Genomic DNA, 26,120 nt, shown 5'->3' on the forward strand with positions numbered 1-26,120 from the left:
TGCTATTTGCTCTGCGGGTAACAGCAGTTTCCCCTCGCAATGGTGTAAACGACCTCCAGGTTTTCATCGATAATCGTCAGATCCGCATCTTTCTCCGGCGCAATCGATCCCGTCCGGTCATAGATCCCAATCAGCTTTGCCGGGTTCTCCGTCATCAACGGCACAACCTCAGCGAGCGATTTGCCGGTAAACTTGACAAGATTCTGAATCGCACGAACCGCAGTCAGCGTACTTCCCGCTCTCGTTCCATCGCTGACCAGTTTTGCATCTCCATCCTTCACGACAACCTCATTGACACCGAGATGATAAAATCCATCCGGAAGTCCCGCTGCCATGATCGAGTCTGTGATTGCGACCGCATGCTCCACTCCCTTTGCCTTCAAAATCAGGCGAACCGTTCCGGGATGCAGATGGCGCCCGTCACAGATCATCTCCGCATAGACATTCTGATCCTCAAGCACCGCCCCGAAAATCGCTGGTTCATGCTGATGCAGAAGTCTCATCGCATTTCCCACATGGGTAGCACTCGCCGCCCCGTTTGCAATTGCCCGGCGCGCCGTCTCATAGTCGGCCCCGGAATGCCCGATCGCAACCGCCATTCCAAGTTTCTTTATCTCCGGAATCGCCTCAACCACACCCTCTACCTCAGGCGACACCGTGATGTAGCGAATGTCTCCTCCGGCTGCCTCCTGATATTCTTTAAGAAGCTTAAGATCCGGAGTCTTTAAGAGATGCTCCGGCATCGCCCCCTTGTATTCTTTTGCAAGAAACGGTCCCTCAAGATGAATGCCGAGCAGCGTGGCTCCCTCGTGGGGAAGCTGTTTCCAGCGCCGGTATTCCCCGATTGCCCACAGCGTCTGCTCCCTCGTGTCCGTCAGAATCGATGCCTGCCATCCAGTCACACCCTGACTCGCCTGAAAGCGGCAGATCTTCTCAAAATCTTCTGCCTGCGCTGAGTTGACGTCCACACCGACCGCTCCGTGTGTGTGAATGTCGATCAGCCCCGGAATCACTGAGAGTCCGCTCACATCCAAAATCTTTGCCTCAGAACCGATACCGGGCAGAGCATCCAGATTTTCTCCCACTTTCACAATTTTCCCGTCCTTAATCCAGACGTCTTTCTCTGCAAATCCATGATTTTGATATACCTTGCCATGTCTCAAAAGCAGTTCCATGAGCGATCTTCCTCCCTACTCCAAATTTGCCACAAAATCTGTGAAAGTCAGTGTGAGATCCGGATGATCCTGAAGAAGTGTCACCGGAAATGCAGATGTCTGCTCTCCGTAAGCTGCGCGCCGAACAACTGCCCGGTGCCAGTTACGGAAACATCCGAGGCGGATCTTTCTCGCATGGGAGATCTCATACATACCGATCGAAATGCAGTAGTGCGGCATGTCCTCAAGCGCACCATTGAAATCCCCGATCGCATTTGCGGTGCGCGTCTCCGGTGTGATCGCAAGCACTCTCGTCTTCTGATTCAGAAACGCTTCATTTGTGAGGGAGGGATCTGCCTCGTTAAATGCCACATGTCCGTTGATTCCGATTCCGCCAAAGGCGATGTCAACCCCGCCGAGTTCCTCAATCAGTCTCGGAATGTATCCCACATCGTTCGGATCCGGAAAAACTCTCTGTCTTTTCGGCATCAGCAGTTCCTCATAAATCTGTGAGTAAACCGTTCTCTCCATAAATCCGCGAAAACTTAAAGGATGATCCATCGGAACCCACTGTTTCTGATCATCTAAATACTCGTCCATATTGATGAACCAGACGTTTTTCAGGCTCAGTCCTCGCTCATTCACCATCTCCACAAAGTACGGATACTGCCCCACCGGGCCGACCGGACAGATAAACACCGTCTTTCTCTCTGCACGATTGTTCTTCTCGATCTCATCGATCATCTGGTCTGCCATCTGGCGGAAGACCGCTTCATTGTCCGGAAGACAGCTCAGAGCGATTTTCGGATCTCTCAGAAGTTCTTCCTTGTTGTACTGATAATACTCATGACGCATATTCTGTTCTTTCCTTTCCTGCTAAATAAATTGCCACGTCTGAAGTCTTCCGTTTCTACGTCCAGGCATGTTTCCGGAAAGACAACGATAAGTGAATGGAAATCCAGTCAGAAAGAGACTGCCGCCAGATGACGGCAGCCTCCATACTGTTTAAGCTGTTCTATTTCCCTTTATTCGTTTCTGTCCCTATTCGCCTATTATTCGCCGCTTTCCGTATCTATTATTTTCCTGCCTCTACCATATTGTCAAGCATAACATAATCGGAAATCGGAACTTCTTTCTCTACCTGACCGCCTGCAATGAAATTCTCCTGCTGGGTCTTGTAGTATTTCTCAACCGTTCCGTCTGCTGCTCCCTTTGCAACTTCTGCTCCGGTCAGCCAGTCTGCATCTCCGCGCTGCTCATACACACTGCTCTCATCCGTCTTTGTCTGGTTGGCAACGTATTTCGCAACTTCCTCATAGTTTCCGTCTGCCGCATAGTCCATTGCCTTAAACAGAGCCTTCGTGAAGCGCAGGATCTTATCCTGATTGCTCTCTGCATACTTAGGAGTTACAATCCAGCTTCCCAGAGAAACCGTCGTGTCAGAGAACGTCATATTATCCGCAAGCTTCGTGGAATCCTTCACTTCCTCGAGAATCTTTAAGCTGTTCGGAGACCAGGTTGCGCATGCATCCACACCACCGGAAACCATTGCGGTAACGATACCGGAGGCATCCATATCAACTGCCGTGATGTCGCTCATCGAAAGACCTGCCTTGGTGAGTGCATTTGTCAGGATATCCTCACTCGAAGTACCGGAGGAGTATGCCACTTTCTTTCCCTTCAGATCCTCAAGCGTCTTGACTTCCGGCCCGCCGATCACGGCATCACCGTTTGAGATGTGAGACAGTGCAATGATCTTTGCCTGTCCGTTGATACACAGCTTATGGGCGCCCTGACCGATGTATCCGATATCGACGCTTCCCGACTCCAGTGCCGCAATGATCGTCGGTCCATCCGCAAACTCGATCATATTTACGGTGATTCCCTGCTCCTCCATGTAGCCTTTCTCTGCTGCCGTCGTCACTGACCAAAGGCTTCCATAGTTCGGCATGTAGGCGATGTTGAGGGTAATCGGATCCTGCGATGTCTGCTCCGCCTTGCTCTCTTCCGCTTTTGCCTCTGCACTCGTCTCTGCTGCCTTCGTCTCCGCTGCTGCCGCAGTTGTCTCCGCTGCCTTCGTCTCAGCCGGTTTGCTGCCTCCACATCCCACTAAGGAGACTGCCAGAAGAGATGCCAATGCCGCCGATAAGATTCTTCGTTTTCTCATAATAAGATCCTCCTTGATCCTTTTCTTTTCTCATCCCACTTTGCAAAATCAAAAAACATTTCTCACGTTCCAAATTCAACTCTCGTCCTATTTTCGAACTTCCAGATATTCCTTGTAAACTTCGCCCCAGATATAGGTCTTGAGATCGAGGAATGGAAGCTCCATCTTCATCTCCTGTGTTCTCGGGTACGGCAGATTGACATTCACGATCTTCTTGATCCGTCCCGGGCGGGCACTCATGATGATAACCTTCGTTGCGAGGATGACTGCCTCCTCCACGTCGTGGGTGATGAAGAAACAGGTCTTCTTCTCCTCCTGCCAGGTGCGGATCAGTTCGGACTGAAGCTGCGTCCTCGTCTGCGCATCGAGCGCTCCGAACGGCTCGTCCATCAGAAGCACCTCCGGCTGTACCGCATACGCGCGGGCAATCGCCACTCTCTGTTTCATGCCTCCGGACAGTTCCTTCGGATAGGCATCCACGAAATCCTCAAGCTGTACCATGCGGATGTATTTCATCGCAATCTCTTTTGCTTCCTCATCCTTCATGCCCTTTAATTTCAGACCGAACATGACGTTCTTGAGAACCGTCAGCCATGGAAAGAGTGCATACTGCTGGAAGACCACGCCTCGCTCTGTTCCGGTTCCTTCCACTTTTTTTCCGTCCACGTACACGGCACCGGAAGTCGGCTCAAGCAGTCCCGCAATGATGTTGAGCAGAGTGGATTTTCCGCATCCGGAAGGTCCTACCACACAGATGAATTCATTCTCCATGATGTCGAGGTCAATTCCGTTTAAAGCGACCATCTTTCCCTTTCGGCCCTCATAAATCTTCTCGACATGGTCTATCTTCACTTTTACACGTTTCTCGTCTCCTGCCATCCCGTAAACTTCCTTTCCAGATATTTGATTACCTTCTCACTTGTCAGTCCGATGATACCGATGATGATGACATACAAAAGCATCGGCGCCACCTCGAAGCTGTTGTTCAGCGACCGGATTCTCATTCCAAGTCCTGCGATTGCACCGGTGGACTCTGCCGCAATCAGAGTCGTCAGCGCTACGGATACACCGAGACGGACTGCCGTGATGATGAACGGCGTCGTTGCCGGGAAAATGACTTTCACAAACAGATCATTATCCTTTGCGCCAAGCACTCTCGCCGCCTTGATCAACGTCTCATCCACATTTCGCACACCCTGATAGATCGTCACGGTCATGATCAAGAACGTCGCCAGCCAGATAACAATGACCTGCGGTCTGCGTCCGACACCCGCTGAGATAACTACGAGTGGTACGTAAGCCAGCGGCGGAATATTTCGAACAAACTGAATCCACGGCTCCACGATATATCGAACCGGGCGATACCATGCCATCAGAAACGCAACCGGCACGGAAGTCACAAAACCAAGTATAAATCCGAGAATTACCGAGATCATACTGCTGGCGAAATCATCCCAGAGTACTCCACGTGAGAGCATCGTCTTGAGCGCCTCGAGCACCTCCGGCAAAAACGGAAAACTGCGCGATGTTCTCGGATTGATCGACAGCCACTTCCACAGTGCAATCGCTGCAAACAGTGAAATCAGAAGCCATCCCCCATTCGGAATCTTTCCAATCAGATCTCTTTCCTTCTTTTTCTGTTTCTCTGCATCAGAAGACATCTCGTTTCCTCCTTCTCCTTTTTCTATTTCATTTGCTTTCCCCTGTCTGTTTTTGCTTTCCCCTATCTTTCCCTTGTCTTTTTCTTATCTTTTCGCTCTGTTCTTCCTCCTTTTTTGCTTTCCCCGTCTATTTTTTGTGTATTTTGACACTTTTCTTTTGAGTTTGTAATGCTATTATAACATATTTCACAATAAAAGCACGTCCTTTTTAAGCAAACGTTTGGCTTTATTTTGCCTAATTTTTTGCCTTCCTTTTTGTGTAATCCGCTCTGTTCTTTTTGCACAAAATCCGCTATACTCTTAATAAATAAAAGAAAATAGCGAAAAAACAGAAGTACCCAAATTTTATGAAAAGGAGGAAGGAACACCAGATGACACTGAAAGAGATTGCGGCCCAGGCCGGAGTTTCCATTTCCACAGTATCCCGCGTAATCAATAAGAGCGGACGCTGTCCTGCCAGCAAGGAAGTGCAGGATCGAATCTGGGAGATTGTCCGCCAGACCGGATACACCCCTAACAGCTCTGCCCGGCAGCTGAAAAAAGGAAATGAGCATTCAGATCTCACCCGATCTCACACTCTCGCCTGCCTGTTTGCGCGAGTCGAGGACACCAACACCGACAATTTCTTTTCCCCGCTTGCGCGCAGCATTGAGAAGGAAGCCTTTCGCCACAACTATATTTTAAAGTACACGTTTTCCGCCTTCGACATCCACCATCCAAACACGTACCGTCTGATTCTGGACAATCACGTGGATGGCGTTGCCGTCCTCGGGCGCTGCGACAAACAGCTCCTGAAATTTTTAAAACAGTACTTTCAATATGTGGTGTATGCCGGACTCAACGGTCTTGATGCCCGCTATGACCAGATTATCTGTGACGGCTATCAGGCTGCCGTCACGGCGATCAATCATCTGATTCATCTCGGTCACCAAAAAATCGCCTACATCGGGGAGACAGAGCGCGAAGACCGCTACCGCGGATATCTCGACGCCCTAGGGGCAGCACAGATCTCCGTCTACAAAGGATATGTCAGCAATGTGACCCTCTCGTCGGAGGGCGGATACCTCGGCGCAAAAAAACTTCTTGAACAGAACTGTGACGCCACCGCCTACTTCTGTCCGAACGATATGACCGCCATCGGCGCCATGCGCGCAATTAAAGAAGCCGGATACTCCATTCCCGGCGACATCTCCGTCATCAGCATTGACGATATCGAGACTGCCCAGTATCTGATCCCGATGCTGACGACCGTCCACATCCCGATTGAGGAGATGGGACAGATGGCTGCCAAAATTCTGATTGACCGGATTGAGGGCGGCCATACTCTCCCGATGAAAATCAATCTTCCGTTTTACATTGCAAACAGGGAGAGCTGTGGACCTGCACGCCCACTGCACCCGAGAGACGAAAATTATTGACGAAAACAATGGGAAAATAAAAGAAAAGAAAATAAAAGAATTCATAATAAAAAGAAACGCCAAAGAAACACGTATAAAAAAAGAAAACCATAAAGAAAAAGAAAAGGGAGGATTCTGCCGTATGATTTTTACGATTCACAGCAACATTTCCGGTAAGCTTCACGAGGATCACGAGAACTTTATATCTTCTGCATCGATCGACTCGCTCGGGGCACAGCTGATCTCTCTCAAAGATCAGTCCGGCAGAGAGCACATCTGGCAGCGGGACCCTGAAATCTGGGGATTCTGCTCTCCTCTGCTCTTCCCCGCGATCGGAAACAGCAGAAACAACCGGACAAAATTTGACGGCAAATGGTACGAGCTTGCCAAACACGGTTTCTGCCGTACCTCAGAGTTTCAGGCGAAACAGCTCTCTGATTCGGAGGTACAATTCACCCTCTGCGCAAACGAAGAGACGCGGGCCCATTATCCATATGAGTTTGTCCTGGCTCTGACTTACCGGCTTGTTGATGGGGTTCTTCAAATGGATTACCGGGTGGAAAACCCAATGAACCGTGAAATCTGCTATTGCATCGGCGCTCATCCCGGTTTTCTCTGTCCGATGGAAGATGGCGCAGTTTTTGAGGACTATCAGTTAGAATTTGAAAAGAAGGAATCGATCTCATCCGTTCTCTATGATCTCGAAAAACTGGAATTCGATCCGGCAAAGCACGGAATCACTCTCGCAAATGAGTCCGTGCTCCCGCTGCACTATGATCTCTTTGATCGGGATGCCGTCTACTTCGAAAAAACCGAGGCTCATGCTGTGCGTCTGGTCAATCGAAACAGCGGTCACGGTGTCGAGGTCGCCTACCCGGATTTTGATGGGATCGGCTTCTGGACCCCAAACGGAAAACATGCTCCTTTCCTCTGCATCGAACCCTGGAACGGATGCGCAATCCGTGCGGACGAGGACGATGAGTTCATCCATAAATATCAGGTCCAGCGACTTGCGGCGCACACGGTAAAAAGTTACCAGATGAGGATTCGGATGGTGTAACTTAGCGGAATTCCTCCACCCAGACGGCTTTTCCCTCTCTCAGTGATTCTTTTACGTTGAGGATTCTCTGATTCTCGGAACCGCGGAATTTCAGGCTTAAGTTTCTCTTTTCCTCCACAAAACGTCCATCCACCATGACATCAAACAATGAGAGAAGCGCTCTCGTCGTCTCTGACTCCGGTACCATCTTTGCGAGGATTTCTTTCTCAAAATCATATCCGGTGAAGCACCAGATTGTCTTATTCGGATAGGTATCGCGAACTTTTTTCACAAACGGAAGCAGAGCTTTCTGGTTGTTCGGATCCATCGGTTCTCCTCCAAGCAGGGTCATTCCCTCGATGTAATCCGGAGCCAGAAGGCCAAGCAGATACTCCTGCGTCTCCTCCGTAAATGGTTCACCGTACTGATAATCCCAGGCCTCCTCATTGAAGCAGGCCTTACAGTGGTGCGGACACCCGCTCACAAACAGAGACACCCTGACTCCCGGTCCGTTTGCGATATCCACCGACTTGATTGTTGCATAATTCATCGTTTTCTCTCCTAATGCCGGCACTCAGATCTGCGCCTTTATATTTTTCTTATTTTCAAACGGACCGGACTTGAAATTCTCACAGGTGCAAAACCCTGCTCTTGATCTCCTTCGTCTTTCCGGTATTCCAGAAATTCTCTCCGAGATATCCACAGGTCCGCCGCGTCACATTCATCTTGCTGTGATCCTTATTTCCGCACTGCGGGCACTCCCACTCCAGATTGTCATTGAGTTTAATCTCTCCCTCATATCCGCACACCTGGCAGTAATCCGACTTCGTGTTGAACTCCGCATACTGGATGTTGTCGTAAATGTAAGTCACGAGAGTCTCCATCGCCTTGAGGTTGTTCATCATGTTCGGGACTTCCACATAGGAGATCGCCCCTCCGGTCGAGAGATTCTGAAATTCACTCTCAAAACGGAACTTGTCAAATGCATTGATCTTCTCGCGCACATCGACATGATAGGAATTCGTGTAATATCCCTTGTCCGTCACATTCTCGATCACGCCATACTTCTGCTGGTCGATCCGCGCAAAGCGATAGCAGAGAGACTCTGCCGGCGTTCCGTAGAGTCCGAATCCGAGACCAGTCTCCTTCTTCCACGCTTCTGTCTTGTCATGCATATACTTCATGACCTTCCATGCAAACTCCCGTCCGACCGGATCTGTGTGGCTGACACCCTTCATCAGATACGTCATCTCATAGATTCCGATGTAGCCGAGAGAAAGGGTGGAATAACCGTCATTCAGGAAACGGTCGATCTTTTCGCCCTTTTTCAGGCGCGCAATCGCCCCGTACTGCCAGTGAATCGGACTCACATCAGAGAGAGTTCCAAGAAGCGCATTGTGACGGCACATCAGCGCCTCACGGCAAAGCTCCAGTCTCTCATCGAGAAGTTTCCAGAACTTCTCCTCATCTCCTCTCGCAAGAATTCCGATCTGCGGAAGGTTGATGCTGACAACACCCTGATTGAAACGTCCCTCCCACTTGTAGTTTCCGTTCTCATCTTTCCAGGGCGACAGAAATGAGCGGCATCCCATACAGCTGAACACATTGCCCTCGTAATTCTCCCGCATCTTCTTTGCGGAAATATAGTCCGGGTACATCCGCTTTGCAGAACATTCCACCGCCATACGGGTCACATCGTCATACGGACCACCCTTTAAGCAGTTGCACTCATCAAGCACGTAAATCAGTTTCGGAAACGCTGGTGTCACATAAACTCCGGCCTCATTTTTCGTTCCCTGAATCCGCTGGCGGAGAATCTCACGAATAATCATGACATTCTCTTCCACATATTCATCATCTGGATCAATCTGCAAAAACAGGGTCACAAACGGCGCCTGGCCATTCGTCGTCATCAGCGTGTTGATCTGGTACTGGATCGTCTGCACACCGGAACGAAGCTCGTCCCGCAGACGGATTCCGACGATCCGCTCGCGCTCCTCGGCACTGATCTCATCATGGAATTCCTCGATCAGCTCCCGCTCAAATTTTTCCCGGCTCCGGCGCAGATACTTTCCGAGGTGTTTGATCGCCACGGACTGACCGCCGTACTGGTTGCTTGCGACTGCCGCAATGATCTGCGTCATGACAATGCACGCAACCTGAAAGCTCTTCGGCGTCTCAATCAGCTTTCCATTCATCACGGTGCCATGATCAAGCATATCTGCGATATCGATCAGGCAGCAGTTGAAAATCGGCTGAATAAAATAGTCTGCGTCGTGAAAATGCAGGACACCGTTTTCATGTGCCATCGTAATCTTCTCCGGCAGAAGCAGACGCTTTGTCACGTCTCTTGACACCTCTCCCGCAATGTAATCTCTCTGCGTCGACGCAAGAACCGTATTTTTATTAGAATTCTCCTCCGCCAGTTCCTTGTTCTCATTGCGAATCAGTTTTAAGATCGATTCGTCTGTTGTGTTGGTCTTCTGAAGCAGTGCGCGCTGATAACGGTAAATCATATATTTCTTCGCCAGCATATATTTGTTGTGCCCCATCATCTGTCTCTCGACCAGATCCCGGATCGTATCGACCGGAATCACATCCTCTGCCTGCTCTTCCACACAGCGAATCGTCTGCTCCACAAGCCCGTCATCTGCCTGTTCGGATTTCTCCACTGTCTCATTTGCTCTGCGAATTGCCGCCCGGATCTTGTTGGCATCATAAACCGCGATTCTTCCATCCCGTTTCTGTACTTTCATCCCCGCTCGTCTCCCAACTATATATAGTTATTTTTCACGCTCATGCATCAATATATAGTATTTATATATGACACTGCAAGCTTTATTATACGAGCAGAAGTCCACTTTGTCTATATGCGGATTCCATAAAAAAATCAGCTCCTGATCTCATGTGCTCCCGCCTTTCCCGCGATACTTCCCTTAAAACCGTTCTTTTCTCGACTATGCAAAAAGCCGAAAAGAGAAAAAGGGGATCTTCGCGGCATACTTGCCGAAAAGAAAATCTGTGCGTATAATAAACTTCGGGATTTCGTAACTGTTCAGTACCTTCACAGTCACGAGCAAAAATCCATTAATAAAACTGGAGGACAAAACTCACCATGCATCTGCTAAACAACAATCTCAATCTATCTGTTTTTATTCCGATCCTTGTCCTTTTTGTGCTTCTTGCACTCTTATGGCATCACTTTACAAACAGCCCTGCCGGACAATTTCGCAAGACCACTTATCACAAAATCACTCACAATTCCTATCGGAAAATCCAACAGGATAAGGGTGCTCACGGCGAATACCAGATTTACCAGAATCTCGCGTCCTACGAGAGAGACGGTGCTAAGTTTTTATTCAACTGTTATCTTCCATGGCGTTCCGGGGAGACAACTGAAGTTGACGCAATGATGATCCACCACAGCGGAATCTATGTGTTTGAGAGCAAAAACTATGGGGGTGTGATTGCCGGAAAGGAAGCAGATGAATATTGGACGCAGACGCTTCCGGCAAAAGGCCATTCCACAACGCAGAATTCCTTTTTCAATCCGATTCTGCAGAACCGCTCCCATATTTCCTGTCTAAAAGAACTTCTGTCACGGGAATTCCGGGATCTTTCTGCACAGAATGGCAGAAACAAAATCTCTGCCGCTGCCTCAAATGGCAGTGCATCCGGGACATACAAATCTGCAAATTCAGGATCGGCACCTTCCCGATATGGAAATGCAAGACAAACAAAAAAAGACGTGCCGATCCACTCGGTCATCGTCTTTTCTGATCACTGTGATTTAAAATCTGTTCCCAAACGGACGACGGAGAGCATCACGGCAACTTACAGCACCCTGCCAAAAACTGTCGCTCCGATCGCCTCAAAAAAGCGCCATGCGCTGAGTGCAGAAGAAGTCGAGCAGATTGCAAACCTGCTCTATCCATGCACTCAGGTCAGCACAGCGCAAAAACACCGTCACATCAAATCCGTCCAAAAACATGCGAGTCAGTCACAGACTCAATCTGCCGGAAAATCAACAAAACCTACACCCCGGAAGACTCAATCTCACAGGTAAATCCGGCATCCGTAACTGCCTTTATGGTGTCGGAGATTCCCTGCCCGCCGGCAGTCAGATAGCCGGATGCAAAGATTGAATCCACGACGCTTAAAAGCTCCTTCTCTCTTCCCTTAAAGTAGATCTCACGTCCTGCCGCACAGCGGATGTCGGTCTGCGGGACGAGAAGGCGCGCAAGGCAGAGCACTTTCAGCCCATACTCCGGAGTCAGGATCGAAGTGTCGATTCCCTCGAGCGGAGTTCCCGGAATCGGGATCAGAAAATTGATCGGAAGCGCCTGCGGACGAATCTCGCGAAGATCGAGAAGCATATCGACAACATCCTCCCTGCTCTCGCCCATTCCGATGATTCCACCGCTGCAAATCTCAAATCCGAGTCTCTGAAGCATACGGATATTCTGGACACGCTGCTCGTAAGTGTGGGTCGTACAGATGTTGTGATAGTAGGAGCGGCTGCTGTTTAAGTTGTGGTTGATCCGGTCAAGACCGGCATCTTTGAGCATCAGAGCCTGCTTTTCTGTCAGAAATCCGATAGAACAGCAAAGATGGGTGCCCTCCGCCTTCATCACGCGGATCTTTGCGGCAAGCTCCTCAATCTCCGCATCGGTAAATCCCATTCCGCTCAGTCCGATGCAATGGCGGGAGAGATGGTTCTCCTGCACAAAGGTATTGTCGCGGTAGAGCTTCTCATCTGCAACCCACTTATACTTGTCAATATCCGCCTGGGAACGGCTCGACTGCGCGCAGTACGCACAGTTCTGGGAACAGTTTCCGCTTCTCGCATTCGTCAGGATGTGAATGCTCACGCGGTTTCCCTTGTATTTTGTCCGCAGATTTCCTGCAACACGCATCAGCTCTCCAAGTCTCTCATCCGGCAGGTTGATAAGCGCAATCGCCTCGTCACGCGTCAGGTTCGGCTCCTCCTGTGCAAAAATCTTTGCATAGATCTCTTCGTTATTCACAGAATTCTTCTCGGCAGTCATGAACAGATTCCTCGCTTTTCTCTATCTCTTTTTTCTTATTTCTTCTCGTACTTCTTCCATGTTTCTTTTCCATCACAAGTACGTTCGTCCTCCGGGCGTCTCCCTTCAGACTCCTTTTTGCGATAATAATAAACTTTATCACGAACCGCCTCATATGTCAACTTGTAATATTTATTCAGTTTACAAGTTGACATTCATATAACTCCTCTGCTCACCCATGACCGGAAAAACAAAAAAACGAGAGCCGGAAGCTGTGCATCTCTGCAAAGTCTTCCGACTCTCATTTAATGAAATCTCTTGCTGATTCTCTTATTGAATTTTCTGTTTTCTTACGTCTCAGCGCTTCTTCTTACGTCTTAGCTTCTCAGCTCAATTCCGTAAGTCTTGTTCAACTGCTTTAAGATTTTCTTTACATATCCATCCACGGTATCTGCACCGAAAGCCTCATCCTTCGGAGTGAACAGAACCGTAAATGCCATTGACTTCTTGTTTGACAGGATCTGCTTGCCCTCGTATACATCGAAGAGGGTGACATCCTTTACAAACGGGCTTGCCTGATAAATGCACTCTTCAACCTATCCGCAGGTGATGTCTTTGTCCATGACAAGAGCCAGGTCACGCTTCTCCTCAGCGAACTTCGGAAGCGGCTCAAATACCGGTGCCTTGCCGTACCACTTCTCAAGAGCCTTCATGTTGATCTCGAGAACATAGGCATCCTCACGCATTGCCTCTTCCTTCATGATCTCATATTTTACCTTTCCAAGGTAACCGATCTTTTCGCCCTCACAGAAGATTGCTGCGGTCTGATACGGATGTAAAAACGGCTTCTCGGTTCTCTCATAGGTGAAAGAGAGATGCAGAACATCTGCAACCGTCTCTGCCATTCCCTTTAAGGTGAAGAAGGACTCATTCTTACCAAATGCACCGATGCACAGCGTCTCGCGCTCGTCCGGATATTCGGTCAGCGGAAGAGACTTCGGAATAAATGCATTTCCGATCTCAAAGATACGACCCTCAAAGATTCCTCTCTTCTGGTTGCGTCCCATCGCATGAATCATCTGCGGAGCAAGCGTCGTTCTCATCAGGGAGAGATCCTCATTAATCGGATTCATGATGCGGATTGCCTTGCGCTCCGGTGCATCCTCTGCAAATCCCATCTCATCAAGGTCTGCCGGGGAGAAGAAGGAGTAATGGATTCCCTCAAATGCGCCCACACTGCACAGCGCTCTCTTCACTTTCAGAATCGTCTTCTGGCGCAGGTTGGTTCCGCCGATCGTCACCTTTGCAGTCGGAAGGAAGGTGGACTTGATGTGCTCATATCCATACATACGGATGACTTCCTCTGCAACATCCGGGTAATCCTCCATATCCTCACGATATGCCGGGAAATGCATCGTCAGCTCATCACCGTTGATCTCCGGCTGGAAGTTCAGACCGGTCAGGATGCGAAGAATATCCTCATCCGGAACGGTGATACCGAGAACACTATTTACCTTCTTGATGCTGGTCTTGAAGGTTACCGGCTCTAAGGAATTTCCGGTGTTGACATTCTTGTGGGTCTTTGATACCTTTCCGGCACCAAGCTCCTCTACGAGATGCAGGGCACGCTTCATTGCCATCTCAGTTGCATACTCATCGACACCCTTGGAGTATCTCTGGCTTGCATCAGAAGACTGGCCCAGAGCACGGGAGCTTCTGCGGATGTTGTCGCGGGCAAATTTTGCGGACTCGAACATTACCTCAGTCGTCGTGTCACGGATCTCAGAATTCAGTCCGCCCATGATTCCTGCAAGAGCGACCGGCTTCTTGCCATCGCAGATGACAAGGTTGTTTGGGTTCAAGGTGAACTCCTTCTCATCGAGGGTCACGATCTTCTCGCCCTCAGCTGCACGTCTCACGCAGATTGCATTTCCCTCAAGGTAATCGCAGTCAAATGCATGAAGCGGCTGACCAAGCTCACGCATGATATAGTTTGTGATGTCCACGATATTGGAGATTGAATTGTTGCCGACGAGAGCAAGTCTTCTTCTCATCCATGCCGGAGACTGTCCCAGCTTTACATCGTATACATAGTGAGCGAGATAGCGCGGGCACAGATCCTGAGCCTCAACGGTAACCTCAAATCCCTCTTTCTCCACCTCAGTCTCGGTGTAGTCGAGTGCCGGCATCTTGAGCGGCTGACCGAGAGCTGCTGCAACCTCTCTGGCAAGGCCGAAGATGCTCTGGCAGTCCGGGCGGTTTGCAGTGATCGAAACATCGAAGATCCAGTCGTTAAGGCCGGTGATCTCCTTCACATCTGCACCGATCTTTGCATCTTCCGGCAGAACGAGCAGTCCGCAGTAGCCTGCGCCCGGATACAGATCCTCATTTAAACCGAGTTCCACACCAGAGCAGAGCATACCGTAGGACTCATATCCTCTGAGTTTGCCCTTCTTGATCGTAACCACGCCCTCAATCGTGACATGGTCTTTTGCCGTCGCATAAACCTGAGCACCGATCATTGCAACCGGATATTTTCCGCCTGCCTTTACATTGTCTGCGCCACAGCAGATCTGCAGCAGCTCCGGGCCACCTACATTTACCTGACACACATGAAGATGGGTCTCCGGAATCGGCTCACAGGACTCCACGTAACCGACAACGATTCCGCTGATATCCTTTCCCACCTGCCATTTTTCTTCCACTTCAAATCCACAGTCGAACAGTTTTTTCTCCAGCTCATCTGCGGAAACATTGATATCTACATAGTCATTTAACCAGCTTAACGGTACAAGCATTTCTAATCCTCCTGTCCTGATCAGTCATCGATCTGATCCAGCACACGCAGATCAGACTCAAAAAGCATCTTGATGTTGTTAATGCCGTATTTCAGCATTGCGATACGCTCCAGACCAAGGCCGAACGCAAATCCGCTGTATTTCTCGGAATCAATTCCGCAGTTCTCGAGCACCTTCTTGTTTACAACGCCTGCGCCGAGAACCTCAATCCAGCCGGTTCCCTTACACAGTCTGCATCCCTTGCCCCCGCACTGGAAGCAGCTCACATCAACCTCAACGGACGGCTCTGTGAACGGGAAGTAGGACGGGCGAAGTCTGGTCTTTGTGGACTCGCCGAAAATTCTCTGAACGAACATGTCGAGCATGCCCTTCAGATCGCAGAGTGTGATGCCCTCGTCAACGACAAGACCCTCCATCTGGCTGAACATCGGAGAATGGGTGGCATCATCATCAGAACGGAATACCTTACCCGGGGAAACAACCTTGATCGGCGGTTTCTTTGCTTCCATGACATGAACCTGACCTGCGGAAGTCTGGGTACGGAGCAAAAATTCCGGAGACAGATAGAACGTATCCTGCATATCGCGTGCCGGATGATCCTGCGGGGTGTTCAGTGCGGTGAAGTTGTAGTAATCGGTCTCGATCTCAGTTCCCTCATACACCTCAAATCCCATCGATGCAAAGATATCGGTCAGCTGATTGCGAACCGTTGTCACCGGATGCAGGTTGCCGTAGCGAATCTTTACCGGAGGCATGGAGATATCAATCTTCTCGGACTTATAGCGCAGCTCCTGCTCCTTCTCCTTCAGCTTCTGATCCAGCTCGTCAAAGAACTCGTTTGCCCACTCCTTTGCGCTGTTGATCGTCTTACCAAACTCTGCCTTCTGATCGTTCGGAACATTGCGCATCTCCTTCATCAGAAGACCGATCTTGCCCTGCTTGTTGTCCAAAAAAGTCTTCTTGAACTCATAGACACTTCTCGAGGTCGTCAGATTGTCTGCGCCCTCACGGATTTTTTCTTTGATCGAAGCGATCACTTCATTCAGTTCTTTTAAATCCTGCATGATTTCTCTCCTTTTCTATTACTCTAAAACATCTAAAACATGCTCTGCAATCCACACATTTGTGCACGTCAGCTTCCTCAGTCACCTCTCTCGGTTTTCTTGGTCAACCGCAGTGTTGTGGAAAAAGGATATGGATTTTTGTATGATGGGACGCAATTTCCTACTATACAAAAAAAGTCCCTCTGCACAAATGTGCAAAGGGACGATTAGACAATAATTATTCTACCGCGGTACCACCCAGCTTCCTGCAAACAGACGAAAAACATTCTGTCACAGACACTTTCCGGTGCGTAACGTACACCAAACGTCAATGCCTACTCAACCACTCTTCTTCTCGGTATTCAGCAATGAAGCTCCCGTGGGAAATTCGGATCTCTGTCTGAACGGAAAGGGGCTCACAGCCGACGACCTCTTCTCTCTGACCGGAAACAGAATCTTAAAAACACGATCTTCGCTTTTTTATTCTGAAATTATGATTGCAGATATGACTGTTCGGATCAAATATGAGTATCCTAGTATCCTGTTTTTCCTACCATTCCTTACTATTCTATCCTCACATCGTCATGAACAATTCATAGCCTATGGTTCATTCTACTCATTTCGGTCAGAAAAGTCAAGTTTTTTTCAGCATCCCACCGGCATAGCCCCTTTTTTGCGCTCCATCCCTGCCTGCTTCTCCTTTTACTGTTTGATTTTTTTCTCCCCTCACCGGATTGCTACAACTTTGTAAAACAGTTTGCCCCGGCTCCTTTTCTTCGCTCTGCCTCCTGAATATACTCCAGCACGCAGTCTTTTAACTTCTGCATATTTTCTGAGAGTGCCACACCCTTCTCCGTTCCCATCCCAAGTTCGCGGATGCTCTTTGGCGTGACCGGGACACAGCAGACATCATCGGTATTTCCACGGATCATCAGCTCTGACATCATCGAAATTCCGAGTCCCTTTCCCACCATGCGGATCACCGTCTCGTCATCCACATAGACAGTCTGCTCCTTTGCCTTGACTTTAGCCTCCCCGAAGGTTCTGTGCACATCGATATCGAAGCGGCCGTACGGCATCAGAAATTCTTTTCCCTCAAATTCTTTCAGCGGAAATTCGCTCCGATTCCGAAGAGGATAATTTTTCGGCAGGATCGCATAGAGAAGTTCCTGATAAAGCGGCGTCCACTCACATTTTCCCACATCCTGACGACTCGCAAAAATCACATCGGTCTTTCCATTTTCAAGCAGCTCAAACGGCTCGAGCGCGTGATCCACCATTCTGAGATCCACATCGACATTCGGACAGATTCGCCGAAAACGATAGAGAATCTCCGGCATCCAGCACATTGCCATACTCGCATACGCTGCAATGCGGATCGTCTCCGTCTGCTGCTTTGCAATCGTCTGAATCCGATTTTCCAGATTCACATTCGCCTGCAAAAACTGCCGGATCGCCGGCATAAGCTCCCGTCCCTGCTCCGTGAGAGAAATCCCGTTATGGCTCCTGACGATCAGCGGAAATCCGATCTCCCGCTCCAGACTGTTTACAAGATGCGTCAGCCCCGACTGGGTGTAGCCCACCACCTCCGAAGCCTTGGAAAAGCTCCCGAGATCCACCGCCGTCATCAAAATCTCCAATTTCTTTGCATCCATCTATACGCCATTCCCCCGTTTCTCTGTTTTTCTAAGTTTTCTTATTATTTCTTTTATTTCTGCTTTTTTATTTCTGTCTTTTCTGATTTTTTTGGTTTTTCTGTTTTTTACGGTTTGCTATCCCTTTATTTTCTTTGCATTCCTGCCTCTTTTTCTTAATATTAGGACTCCCACATTCTTCGGTACACGAATTATCGCTATGACATAATTATCGCTATGACAAGGGGTATTACACTTTGTCATACTTCTATTATAAAGATGGATTTCCCAAACTGCAAGTTGATGCTTACAATGAGTATTATAACTCAGGATGGGAACAATCCCCTCCTGAATAATACGCAATATGTAACAAATATAACGAGGTGATTTTTATGATAGAACAAAGACAACTCTCCCATCTTTCCTTCAGGCAGCGTGCACTGGTGGCCGTCACTCTGTTTGGCATGTTTTTCGGCGCCGGAAATCTGATCTTTCCGGTTCATCTCGGACAGCTTGCCGGGCGCAATCTTTTTCCCGCCACAGTCGGTTTTGTCATCACTGCAGTTGGCATCCCGATTCTCGGAGTTGCCGCAATCGGCAACACGCATTCTGATGGACTTCAGGCACTCGCATCAAAAGTTGGCAGGCGCTACAGCTACATTTTCACCTGTCTGCTCTACTTAACGATCGGTCCGTGCTTTGCAATCCCAAGATGCGCGACAACTTCCTTTACAACCGGAATTGCTCCGATGCTTGGAACTCAGATTTCAGAACGTTTTGCTCTCTTTCTGTTTTCCGCCATCTTCTTTGCACTGGTGCTGTTCTTCTCCTTAAAACCGGGAAACATCACACTCTGGATCGGAAAAATCATCAACCCACTGTTTTTATTTTTCCTCGCAATCCTGATTTTCTCCGCCCTGCTTCATCCGAGTACCTCGATTTTTGCCGCAATTCCGGATGCCTCCTATGAAAATGGAGCCTTCTTTCACGCTTTGTCGGAAGGCTATGGAACCATGGATGCAATCGCGGGACTCGCGTTTGGCATCGTTGTCATCAATGTGATTCGACAGATGGGTGTGAAGAAAGATGAGATTATCGCAAAGGAGGTTCTGCACTCCGGTATTCTCGCCGGACTTTTGATGGCACTGATCTATATGCTGACAATCCTAATCGGCGCACAGTCATTAGGATTATTTGCCATTTCTGAAAATGGCGGCATTGCACTCTCCCAGATTTCAAGCCATTATCTCGGAAAAGCCGGTATGCTGATTCTTGCAGTCACAATCACCTTTGCCTGCTTAAAGACCTCACTCGGACTCGTGACGAGCTGTTCGGAGACTTTTGAAAAAATGTTTCCAAACCGCTTATCCTACACTGCATGGGCAGTTGTGTTCACCGCCTTTTCGTTTTTCATCTCAAACATGGGGCTCTCAACAATCATCCGTTACTCCGTCCCGGTGTTGATGTTGATCTATCCGCCGGCAATCACGCTGATCCTGCTTGCGCTGTTTGGCAAGCATTTCGAGCATAGCCAGAATGTCTACCTCTGGGTCACGGTATTCACCTGGTCAGCTTCGCTGTTCGACTTTTTTAAGGCACTTCCAGAACAACTCCAGATGGCACTTCATCTTGATCTTGCCGTGGAATTTGCAGAGAGATTTCTTCCGTTCTTCGATCTGAATCTCGGCTGGATCGTCCCGGCATTCATCGGATTGATTGTTGGACTGATGGTACAGAAAAAAGAGGCAGTTGTGAATGTGGGGATGAATTTTTAAATTGACAAGTAACCATTCGGTCACTATAATTAGTCTTATAAGATTAGTTACCGAGTGGTTACTTTTTTTGTTAAGGAGGTGGATCATGGCAGGCAAGCGCAATACAAAAGACCGCATTTTGGAAACCGCACTTGAGCTGTTTGCACAGCGTGGCTATATGGGAACCTCTATGAATAACATTGCCACACAGCTTGGGATCACAAAATCCGCACTGTAGCATTATACTGGAAAGCAGGAGATTCTCGAACGAATTGTGGAAGCGATGGAACAGCAGGATTACGAACGCGCACACGAATATGAGATGCCAGAAGCAGAACCAGATCATCTTGCAGAAGATTATTTGAATGTCCCTGTGGAAAAGATCCGTGCTTACACGGTAGCACAGTTTTCTCATTGGACGAAAGAGCCATTTTCCGCTAATTTCCGAAAAATGCTGACGCTGGAACAATACCGTTCTCCCCGGTTTGCACAGCTTTATCAAGATTATCTTGCAACCGGACCGCTGACTTATATGACAGCCATTTTCCGAAATTTAACGGATTCCGATCAAACCGCCATACAACTGGCACTGGAATTCTACGGGCCTATGTATCTGCTTTACAGCGTCTATGACGGCGCAGAGGACAAAGACACGGTCGCTCCGCTTTTGGAAGCTCACATTGACCAGATCATCAAAAAAATCGAATCTTTGCGCTGATCAGCTAAGATTTACGAATGTGTTGTGTATGTAGTTTATGATTGCAGTCACATAACCTTTGAACGGAGATTTTTATGAATATCACTGTTATTTATTCTACGGGTCGAAAAGGCTCATCTTCCACTTATCAGATTGCACAGATGCTCATAAAAGAACTTTTGGAAGACGGCACCTGCTTTGAATTTCAGCTTCCAAAAGATATGCCTCATATCTGCACCGGATGCTATGCGTGCATCCACGGACAGGAACAAAAATGCGGTGGTGCTACTGCCATGGCTCCAATTCTTACTGCTATGGAAGAATCCCAACTGATTCTGTTCTGCGCTCCGACTTATGTATTTCACATACCCGGACAGATGAAAACGCTTCTCGACCACTTTGCTTACCGCTGGATGGTTCACCGCCCTGATCTCTCTTTTTTGAAAAAGCAGGCAGTTATCATCAACACAGCCGGCGGAGGTGGCATGCGCTCAACGCTCCGCGACATCAAGGACAGCACAGAAAACTGGGGCATTGCACGCACATACTGTCTCTCTCAGAGTGTTTGGAATTATACCTGGAAGGAACTTCCCGTGTCCTTCCAAAATTCAATTCAAATCAAAGTAAAGCGCACTGCCCGGAAAGTCCGACACCATGCCAAGCATCTCACCCCATCGTGCAAAGTCCGCTGTCTGTTCATGCTCTATCGTTTTCTGCACAAACACCAGAAAATGAGTGCTGTCGATGATGCCTACTGGCAGAAGAAAAGGTACACCACCGGAACCCCTTGGAAAGCTAATCTTTAATTTTTAATTTAAGGAGAATTTTTTGAAACTTATTATTTCATCATTTTCATCATTTTTATCACTGGAGAGTGTGGGCTGACCGGGAGGTCTGGTAAATCCACACTGATCTGATACCATTCCTCCCACAAGATGATTTACTTGTTATGTTATTTACTTGTATATCTTCAGGAGGATAAATAAAACATGAATCGCGAGAATAAGCGCAAATTATTTGAAAAAGGTTACTACAAAAATCATGCCTGCAAGGATTCTTTCACCTGCAAGGTCTGTGGACGACTCTGCACCCCGGAACAGGCCGGTTCTGAGCACCGCAATCATTGTCCTAACTGTCTGTCCAGCCTGCATGTCGATGTCACTCCAGGCGATCGAGCTTCAGACTGTGGTGGAATCATGGAACCGGTAGCGGTCTGGGTACGAAAAAGTGGCGAATGGGCGATCATCCACCGGTGTAAGCGCTGTGGCGCCCTCCACTCCAACCGGATAGCCGGAGACGACAACCCGATGAAACTCATGAGCATCGCCATGAAGCCCCTGTGCGAACCGCCATTTCCACTCGAGCGCATCGAAGAAATGACACGACTGATGGGTGGAGAAGGAAGTTTAGACTTGAAGTAACAAGAAACTAGCGTGAAACCAACAAGGACGAATAACAGATCGTTTTCTTGACTGTCTGCTATTCGTCCCAAAGTTTCCTAAATTTTTATAAATTTTGTAGATGGATGAATCTTTCTACTTGCCAAGTTTGTCAAATCCTTTTCGCTTTTTTGCAACCTCAATCAGCTCTTCTGCCTCATCAAACGCTCCCGGAAGATAAGCTTCCATCCACTCTTTTCCTTTTTTCTCTTTCTTTTTGATCTCTGCCCAACTCGCCGGAACCTGTCCGGAACCGGAAACATCTGCTGTGCCAAACACATGAGGATGTCTGCGGATCATTTTTTCTGTAATTCCACAAATCACGTCCTCCAGTGTAAATAAGCCCTCTTCCTCTGCAATCTGCGCATGCATAACCACCTGCAACAGCAGATCCCCCAGTTCTTCTTTCAAATTTTCCGCATTTCCAGTCTGCTCCAGAATGTTGATTCCGCCAATGACCTCTGCCGATTCTTCCACGCACGCTGACTTGAGAGAAACATGTGTCTGTTCCCGATCCCAGGGGCATCCATCTTCCGCCCGAAGTCTGGCAATTACCTGCACCAGATGATTAAGTTCTTTGTCTAACTGATTATATTTTTGCTGATCGCATTTCTCGTTCATATCCGCTCCCATCTCTATCTCCTCTCTTCTTTTTTCCCAACCTACTTCTGTCCCCTGTCTTCTAGTTTCCTGATAAAGCTCCTAATAAAATTATGTATTCTCACTCTTCCAGTTCTCCCCACTGTTGATACTTTTTTGGATCAATCTTATATTTTCCACATTTTCTATACAACGTGCTCAGCGGGATATTTAAAAGACTTGACGCTGTTTTTACATGCCCATGAACCTGCTTTAAACACCGAACAATCTCTCCGTATTCCCGATCTTCGGGCGATACGATCAGCTGTGTTTCATGCTCTCCGACATATCGTTGTGTGTAATAAGCGGATATCAGTTCTTCCGGCAAATCTGAAAAACAAATGACCGGTCCCTTCGCCAAATTGACCAACCGCTCTATTACACTCTCTAACTCCCTCACATTTCCCGGCCAGTTATAATTAAGAAGAACTTCCATACACCGTTTCTCCATGCTGGTCACTTCTTTTTTTAATATTTTTCGATAGCGACTTATATATTGCTGAATCAATGGCTGTATATCTTTTCTGCGCTGTCGCAGAGGAGGAATCAAAATGTTGATCACATTCAACTTATAATACAGGTCTGTGCGAAAAGTTCCTGCCACTGTCAACTGAAACAGATCCTTTCGCGTACATGCAATGATTCTGACATCCAGATTTTTTCTATTATCTGCGGTCTTTGTATCCAGAAAATTTACCAAACGGATCTGACATTCCATGGATAGCTGATCTACATCCTCCAAAAACAGAGTTCCCCGGTCCGCCAGTTCCAGCCTGCCAACCTGACTTCCTGTCTTATCCCCAAACAATTCTGTTTCCATCCACTCTCTCGGCACACTGCCACAGCGAACTGTAATAAACGAATGGTCTTTTCTTTCACTTTCATTGTGAATCGCCTGCGCCAGCAATTCTCTTCCCGTTCCACTTTCCCCTCTTATCAACACGCAGGAAGCATTTTTTGTTGCGACCGCTCCCAGTTCTTTTACCCGGCGAATCGCCTCTGAAGTGCCACAAATGTCAGAAAGCCCTCCGCTTCTCCTATATCCTAAAAGCATTCCTCGTTCCCGATTCGTCTCATCTGCCGTATTGAAAATCAGGATATACAGATCTTCCTTGTTATTTTCACAAATTGGTACGATCATCAGGGATAATGCAATCTGGCTCTGATTTTTCCGTGTGAGTACATATCGGAAACGATTTTTGCCATATTTCATTCCCAACTGCACCATCTCATCAAACTCATTGAGAAAAAAATCCTGAAAATATCCACCTGCAAGATTTCCGGAAATTCCAAGACATTCCCGTGCTTTTTCATTGAACTTTAAAATTTTCTTCTTTGCATTTAGAACCAGAAATCCCTGTGACAGATTTTGCACAATCACCTGCATAAGCATATCTGTCTGAATAAAATGGAGTTCATTTTCAATCGCATGAATCATCATTTTACAGGCGCTGGCAATAAATGGGCGATATTTATCCAATGGTCCTGTGATGCAAATACAACCTACCTGTTTATTTCCCAAACTATGAATCGGCATACTGAAACAAGCCAGATTATGATAAATCGTCTGATAATGCTCGTACCCACGCAACAAAACAGGCGCATCCTCATACAAGCACAGAGAAACTCCGCTTGTCCCACAGGCATCTTCTCCATAATCACAACCATTTATCACCGAAACATGATCCATCAAATTCCGCAATTCTTCATCGTCAGCCGAAATATTTTTCAACTGCTTTCCCTGTTCATCTGTCAAAAGTACATTCTGGGTGGTATCTTTTGCGATTTCGTAAAATTGAATCATATATGGTACCGCGATCTGGATCAGATCTGATTTTTCCCGAGTCAGCTGTTGCAGTTCCTGATGATTTAACAGAACCGGTCTGCGCTCAAATGGATTGATCTTTTTTCTGGAACGTTTCCACGATTGTAATATGGAGTCCCTCAAACCATCCAAATGTTCTGGCAACTCTTCGCCCTGTTCTACATACCGCTTCCAGTAACGCTTGATTGTTTCCGGGTCATAGGGTATCTCTTCCATTTTCTCTTCCACTTTTTCCTCTATTTTCTTCTATATTTCTTATTTATTTTCTCATTCATTTTCCTATCTATCTTTTTATCCTCAGATTTTATCAACATGGAATTCTTTTATTTTTCTCTGCATTCTTATCTCTCTTATCTCTCTGTTTTCTATTTCTGTTCTCCTATTATAACGCATTTTTCTTCTAGTTTCTCTAATTTTGAGAAAAAAATAAGAATTTAGTAAATATATGAGAATTATTTGAGAAAAACGAGGTTTTTCTGCTCAGGCATGCTATATTAAAGACAACAAACAATAGCAATATTAATCGTATTAATAATCATAACATCAGTGCCACACCACACATAACATCAGTGCCACATATAACATCAGTACTACACTACAAATTCAGGAAATCAGAAAAAAAGAAAAGAGGGTCATCTATGAAAGAAATGATGAGAGCATTTGTAATTGATGGTGAATTTTCACCAAAAGAAGATTATGTCCTGAGTGAACGGGAAAAGACCACGAAAAGAGCTCTTCGTGGAAATATGATTTTCAATCATATCAAAATCGGACTGCGAGATGTAGAAATACCAGAAATTGAGGATGATGAAGTTCTGATCAAAATAGGCGCCTGTGGAATTTGCGGAACCGATCTGCATCTTGTGGAAGTAGGCGATGACGGATATACCGTATATGGTTCCCACTGTAAATTTCCAGTGATCTCCGGTCATGAATTTTCCGGCGAAGTCGTAAAACTTGGCAGTAAAGTAAAGACCGTACAGATCGGCGACCTTGTTTCTGTAGAAGAAATGCAGTGGTGCGGTCAGTGTCCATCCTGTCGGATCTCCAAATTCAACCAATGTCAGAATCTGGAAGAGATCGGTATTTCCAAAAACGGTGGTTTTGCCATGTACTGTGCTGTAAAAGAAAAGTTCTGCTGTAACATCAACAATATCGCTGAATTTTACGGAGACAAAATGGCGGCTCTGGAATTAGGTGCACTGGCTGAACCTACCTGTGTGGCATACAGTGGCATGATCATCAACGGTGGCGGTGTCCGTCCCGGCGATACCGTAGTTATTTTCGGCGCAGGTCCGATCGGTCTGTCTTCCATTGCTGTCGCAAAGTCCAGCGGAGCGGGAAAAATCATTGTATTCGATACCCAGGAAGAAAAACTGGAACTTGCAAAAACACTGGGCGCCACCCATGTATATCATTCCCTCAAGGTAAGCCCGCATGAGGTGGTTCATGAGTTAACCGATCACAAAGGGGCAAACATGATCGTAGAATGTGCGGGTGCATTTTCCGCTACTTATCCTGAAATCTGCAAGATGTTAGCCATTGAGGCAAAAATCATCCAGTTAGGAATCTCTTCTAAAACTGCTCCGGTTGACATCACTGCTCTTCAGGTAAAGAACGCAAGACTTCAGGGCTCCTTGGGACATGCGGGAAGTGGCATTTATCCCTCCGTGCTGAGTATGATGGCTTCCGGTAACCTTGACATGCGAAAGATGGTCACTGGCCGTTATTCTCTCGAACATATTGAAGATGCTTTTAAGGCTGCAAGACAGCCCGGAAGCGGAAAAGTGTTAGTTTCCTTCCGATACGAATAACATTTCATACAAAAACAAGGACCTGTCAATTT

At 47.5% G+C, this 26,120-nt stretch carries 24 protein-coding genes; 9 read left to right on the top strand and 15 right to left on the bottom strand.

Translation table 11 applies throughout. The features are described from left to right. Positions 1–2 precede the first annotated feature (2 nt). The 5 genes from nagA to ACR0QE_RS01040 all read right to left on the bottom strand — a co-directional run bounded on the left by nagA (position 3) and on the right by ACR0QE_RS01040 (position 4,982). Entirely contained in the window at positions 3–1,175 is a 1,173-nt protein-coding gene (gene nagA / locus ACR0QE_RS01020; RefSeq protein ID WP_432626525.1) for an N-acetylglucosamine-6-phosphate deacetylase, read from the bottom strand. Between the two features lie 15 nt (positions 1,176–1,190). Then, entirely contained in the window at positions 1,191–2,009 is an 819-nt protein-coding gene (locus ACR0QE_RS01025; RefSeq protein ID WP_432626526.1) for a glucosamine-6-phosphate isomerase, read from the bottom strand. Positions 2,010–2,229: 220 nt separating this feature from the next. Continuing rightward, positions 2,230–3,321, bottom strand: coding sequence for an ABC transporter substrate-binding protein (locus tag ACR0QE_RS01030; protein WP_432626527.1), 1,092 nt, complete (start codon positions 3,319–3,321; stop codon positions 2,230–2,232). A gap of 87 nt (positions 3,322–3,408) precedes the next feature. After that, positions 3,409–4,200 carry an ABC transporter ATP-binding protein gene (locus tag ACR0QE_RS01035; protein WP_432626528.1) on the bottom strand — a complete coding sequence of 264 codons (792 nt, stop codon included), beginning with the start codon at positions 4,198–4,200 and terminating at the stop codon, positions 3,409–3,411. After that, positions 4,176–4,982 (bottom strand): ABC transporter permease, encoded by an 807-nt coding sequence (locus ACR0QE_RS01040; RefSeq protein WP_432626529.1) that lies wholly within the window; start codon positions 4,980–4,982, stop codon positions 4,176–4,178. The genes ACR0QE_RS01035 and ACR0QE_RS01040 overlap by 25 nt, the downstream gene beginning before the upstream one ends. A 347-nt stretch (positions 4,983–5,329) precedes the next feature. Here ACR0QE_RS01040 and ACR0QE_RS01045 point away from each other — a divergent pair, with 347 nt between their 5' ends. Further along, complete coding sequence (locus ACR0QE_RS01045; RefSeq protein WP_432626530.1) at positions 5,330–6,400, top strand: LacI family DNA-binding transcriptional regulator; 1,071 nt, start codon at positions 5,330–5,332, stop codon at positions 6,398–6,400. A 121-nt stretch (positions 6,401–6,521) separates the two neighbouring features. Continuing rightward, complete coding sequence (locus tag ACR0QE_RS01050) at positions 6,522–7,439, top strand: aldose 1-epimerase family protein (RefSeq protein WP_432626531.1); 918 nt, start codon at positions 6,522–6,524, stop codon at positions 7,437–7,439. Between the two features lies 1 nt (position 7,440). Here the strand turns inward: ACR0QE_RS01050 and nrdG are convergent, their stop codons facing one another. Together nrdG and nrdD are read right to left on the bottom strand one after the other, a co-directional pair. Next, positions 7,441–7,968, bottom strand: coding sequence for an anaerobic ribonucleoside-triphosphate reductase activating protein (gene nrdG, locus ACR0QE_RS01055; protein ID WP_432626532.1), 528 nt, complete (start codon positions 7,966–7,968; stop codon positions 7,441–7,443). Positions 7,969–8,047: 79 nt separating this feature from the next. Beyond that, entirely contained in the window at positions 8,048–10,174 is a 2,127-nt protein-coding gene (nrdD, locus tag ACR0QE_RS01060) for an anaerobic ribonucleoside-triphosphate reductase (protein WP_432626533.1), read from the bottom strand. 359 nt (positions 10,175–10,533) lie between these two features. On the opposite strand from nrdD, the gene ACR0QE_RS01065 reads away from it, so the two are divergent. Beyond that, a complete protein-coding gene (locus tag ACR0QE_RS01065; RefSeq protein ID WP_432626534.1) occupies positions 10,534–11,484 on the top strand; it encodes a nuclease-related domain-containing protein in 951 nt (316 codons plus the stop codon). Here the strand turns inward: ACR0QE_RS01065 and bioB are convergent. The 6 genes from bioB to ACR0QE_RS01095 all read right to left on the bottom strand — a co-directional run bounded on the left by bioB (position 11,453) and on the right by ACR0QE_RS01095 (position 17,941). After that, complete coding sequence (gene bioB / locus ACR0QE_RS01070) at positions 11,453–12,445, bottom strand: biotin synthase BioB (RefSeq protein ID WP_432626535.1); 993 nt, start codon at positions 12,443–12,445, stop codon at positions 11,453–11,455. The two genes, ACR0QE_RS01065 and bioB, sit on opposite strands and share 32 nt — an antisense overlap. Before the next feature lie 56 nt (positions 12,446–12,501). Further along, positions 12,502–12,660 carry a hypothetical protein gene (locus ACR0QE_RS01075; RefSeq protein ID WP_432626536.1) on the bottom strand — a complete coding sequence of 53 codons (159 nt, stop codon included), beginning with the start codon at positions 12,658–12,660 and terminating at the stop codon, positions 12,502–12,504. A 162-nt stretch (positions 12,661–12,822) separates the two neighbouring features. Beyond that, positions 12,823–13,029 carry a hypothetical protein gene (locus ACR0QE_RS01080; RefSeq protein WP_432626615.1) on the bottom strand — a complete coding sequence of 69 codons (207 nt, stop codon included), beginning with the start codon at positions 13,027–13,029 and terminating at the stop codon, positions 12,823–12,825. A gap of 12 nt (positions 13,030–13,041) precedes the next feature. Next, positions 13,042–15,243 (bottom strand): phenylalanine--tRNA ligase subunit beta, encoded by a 2,202-nt coding sequence (gene pheT, locus ACR0QE_RS01085; protein ID WP_432626537.1) that lies wholly within the window; start codon positions 15,241–15,243, stop codon positions 13,042–13,044. 20 nt (positions 15,244–15,263) lie between these two features. Continuing rightward, on the bottom strand, positions 15,264–16,307 hold the full coding sequence (gene pheS, locus ACR0QE_RS01090) for a phenylalanine--tRNA ligase subunit alpha (protein WP_432626538.1): 1,044 nt from the start codon (positions 16,305–16,307) through the stop codon (positions 15,264–15,266). Positions 16,308–17,023: 716 nt separating this feature from the next. Then, positions 17,024–17,941, bottom strand: coding sequence for a LysR family transcriptional regulator (locus ACR0QE_RS01095; RefSeq protein WP_432626539.1), 918 nt, complete (start codon positions 17,939–17,941; stop codon positions 17,024–17,026). Between the two features lie 371 nt (positions 17,942–18,312). Between ACR0QE_RS01095 and brnQ the strand changes: the two genes are divergently transcribed. The 5 genes from brnQ (at position 18,313) to ACR0QE_RS01120 (ending at position 21,792) form a co-directional block, all read left to right on the top strand. Further along, positions 18,313–19,695 (top strand): branched-chain amino acid transport system II carrier protein, encoded by a 1,383-nt coding sequence (gene brnQ / locus ACR0QE_RS01100; protein WP_432626540.1) that lies wholly within the window; start codon positions 18,313–18,315, stop codon positions 19,693–19,695. Between the two features lie 85 nt (positions 19,696–19,780). Beyond that, a complete protein-coding gene (locus ACR0QE_RS01105; protein ID WP_432626541.1) occupies positions 19,781–19,912 on the top strand; it encodes a TetR/AcrR family transcriptional regulator in 132 nt (43 codons plus the stop codon). A 36-nt stretch (positions 19,913–19,948) separates the two neighbouring features. Next, positions 19,949–20,392, top strand: coding sequence for a TetR/AcrR family transcriptional regulator (locus ACR0QE_RS01110; protein WP_432626542.1), 444 nt, complete (start codon positions 19,949–19,951; stop codon positions 20,390–20,392). Positions 20,393–20,466: 74 nt separating this feature from the next. Further along, on the top strand, positions 20,467–21,177 hold the full coding sequence (locus ACR0QE_RS01115; protein ID WP_432626543.1) for a flavodoxin family protein: 711 nt from the start codon (positions 20,467–20,469) through the stop codon (positions 21,175–21,177). 183 nt (positions 21,178–21,360) lie between these two features. Continuing rightward, positions 21,361–21,792, top strand: coding sequence for an RNHCP domain-containing protein (locus ACR0QE_RS01120; RefSeq protein WP_432626544.1), 432 nt, complete (start codon positions 21,361–21,363; stop codon positions 21,790–21,792). A 114-nt stretch (positions 21,793–21,906) separates the two neighbouring features. Here ACR0QE_RS01120 and ACR0QE_RS01125 read toward each other — a convergent pair whose 3' ends face one another. Then, positions 21,907–22,443 carry a MazG nucleotide pyrophosphohydrolase domain-containing protein gene (locus ACR0QE_RS01125; RefSeq protein ID WP_432626545.1) on the bottom strand — a complete coding sequence of 179 codons (537 nt, stop codon included), beginning with the start codon at positions 22,441–22,443 and terminating at the stop codon, positions 21,907–21,909. Positions 22,444–22,531: 88 nt separating this feature from the next. After that, on the bottom strand, positions 22,532–24,490 hold the full coding sequence (locus ACR0QE_RS01130; RefSeq protein ID WP_432626546.1) for a sigma-54-dependent Fis family transcriptional regulator: 1,959 nt from the start codon (positions 24,488–24,490) through the stop codon (positions 22,532–22,534). A 422-nt stretch (positions 24,491–24,912) separates the two neighbouring features. Between ACR0QE_RS01130 and iolM the strand changes: the two genes are divergently transcribed. Then, positions 24,913–26,088: a scyllo-inosose 3-dehydrogenase gene (gene iolM / locus ACR0QE_RS01135; protein ID WP_432626547.1), complete on the top strand. Its 1,176-nt coding sequence runs from the start codon at positions 24,913–24,915 to the stop codon at positions 26,086–26,088. The last annotated feature ends 32 nt before the right edge of the window (positions 26,089–26,120 follow it).

This window comes from Brotaphodocola sp., assembly GCF_050873065.1.
Classification (GTDB): Bacteria; Bacillota; Clostridia; order Lachnospirales; family Lachnospiraceae; genus Brotaphodocola.

Excerpts from the sequence above, each read along its gene's own strand:
- nagA (WP_432626525.1), bottom strand. The coding sequence starts at position 1,175 with ATGGAACTGCTTTTGAGACATGGCAAGGTATATCAAAATCATGGATTT.
- ACR0QE_RS01025 (WP_432626526.1), bottom strand. The coding sequence starts at position 2,009 with ATGCGTCATGAGTATTATCAGTACAACAAGGAAGAACTTCTGAGAGAT.
- ACR0QE_RS01030 (WP_432626527.1), bottom strand. The coding sequence starts at position 3,321 with ATGAGAAAACGAAGAATCTTATCGGCGGCATTGGCATCTCTTCTGGCA.
- ACR0QE_RS01035 (WP_432626528.1), bottom strand. The coding sequence starts at position 4,200 with ATGGCAGGAGACGAGAAACGTGTAAAAGTGAAGATAGACCATGTCGAG.
- ACR0QE_RS01040 (WP_432626529.1), bottom strand. The coding sequence starts at position 4,982 with ATGTCTTCTGATGCAGAGAAACAGAAAAAGAAGGAAAGAGATCTGATT.
- ACR0QE_RS01045 (WP_432626530.1), top strand. The coding sequence starts at position 5,330 with ATGAAAAGGAGGAAGGAACACCAGATGACACTGAAAGAGATTGCGGCC.
- ACR0QE_RS01050 (WP_432626531.1), top strand. The coding sequence starts at position 6,522 with ATGATTTTTACGATTCACAGCAACATTTCCGGTAAGCTTCACGAGGAT.
- nrdG (WP_432626532.1), bottom strand. The coding sequence starts at position 7,968 with ATGAATTATGCAACAATCAAGTCGGTGGATATCGCAAACGGACCGGGA.
- nrdD (WP_432626533.1), bottom strand. The coding sequence starts at position 10,174 with ATGAAAGTACAGAAACGGGATGGAAGAATCGCGGTTTATGATGCCAAC.
- ACR0QE_RS01065 (WP_432626534.1), top strand. The coding sequence starts at position 10,534 with ATGCATCTGCTAAACAACAATCTCAATCTATCTGTTTTTATTCCGATC.
- ACR0QE_RS01075 (WP_432626536.1), bottom strand. The coding sequence starts at position 12,660 with ATGTCAACTTGTAAACTGAATAAATATTACAAGTTGACATATGAGGCG.
- pheT (WP_432626537.1), bottom strand. The coding sequence starts at position 15,243 with ATGCTTGTACCGTTAAGCTGGTTAAATGACTATGTAGATATCAATGTT.
- pheS (WP_432626538.1), bottom strand. The coding sequence starts at position 16,307 with ATGCAGGATTTAAAAGAACTGAATGAAGTGATCGCTTCGATCAAAGAA.
- ACR0QE_RS01095 (WP_432626539.1), bottom strand. The coding sequence starts at position 17,941 with ATGGATGCAAAGAAATTGGAGATTTTGATGACGGCGGTGGATCTCGGG.
- brnQ (WP_432626540.1), top strand. The coding sequence starts at position 18,313 with ATGATAGAACAAAGACAACTCTCCCATCTTTCCTTCAGGCAGCGTGCA.
- ACR0QE_RS01105 (WP_432626541.1), top strand. The coding sequence starts at position 19,781 with ATGGCAGGCAAGCGCAATACAAAAGACCGCATTTTGGAAACCGCACTT.
- ACR0QE_RS01115 (WP_432626543.1), top strand. The coding sequence starts at position 20,467 with ATGAATATCACTGTTATTTATTCTACGGGTCGAAAAGGCTCATCTTCC.
- ACR0QE_RS01120 (WP_432626544.1), top strand. The coding sequence starts at position 21,361 with ATGAATCGCGAGAATAAGCGCAAATTATTTGAAAAAGGTTACTACAAA.
- ACR0QE_RS01125 (WP_432626545.1), bottom strand. The coding sequence starts at position 22,443 with ATGGGAGCGGATATGAACGAGAAATGCGATCAGCAAAAATATAATCAG.
- ACR0QE_RS01130 (WP_432626546.1), bottom strand. The coding sequence starts at position 24,490 with ATGGAAGAGATACCCTATGACCCGGAAACAATCAAGCGTTACTGGAAG.
- iolM (WP_432626547.1), top strand. The coding sequence starts at position 24,913 with ATGAAAGAAATGATGAGAGCATTTGTAATTGATGGTGAATTTTCACCA.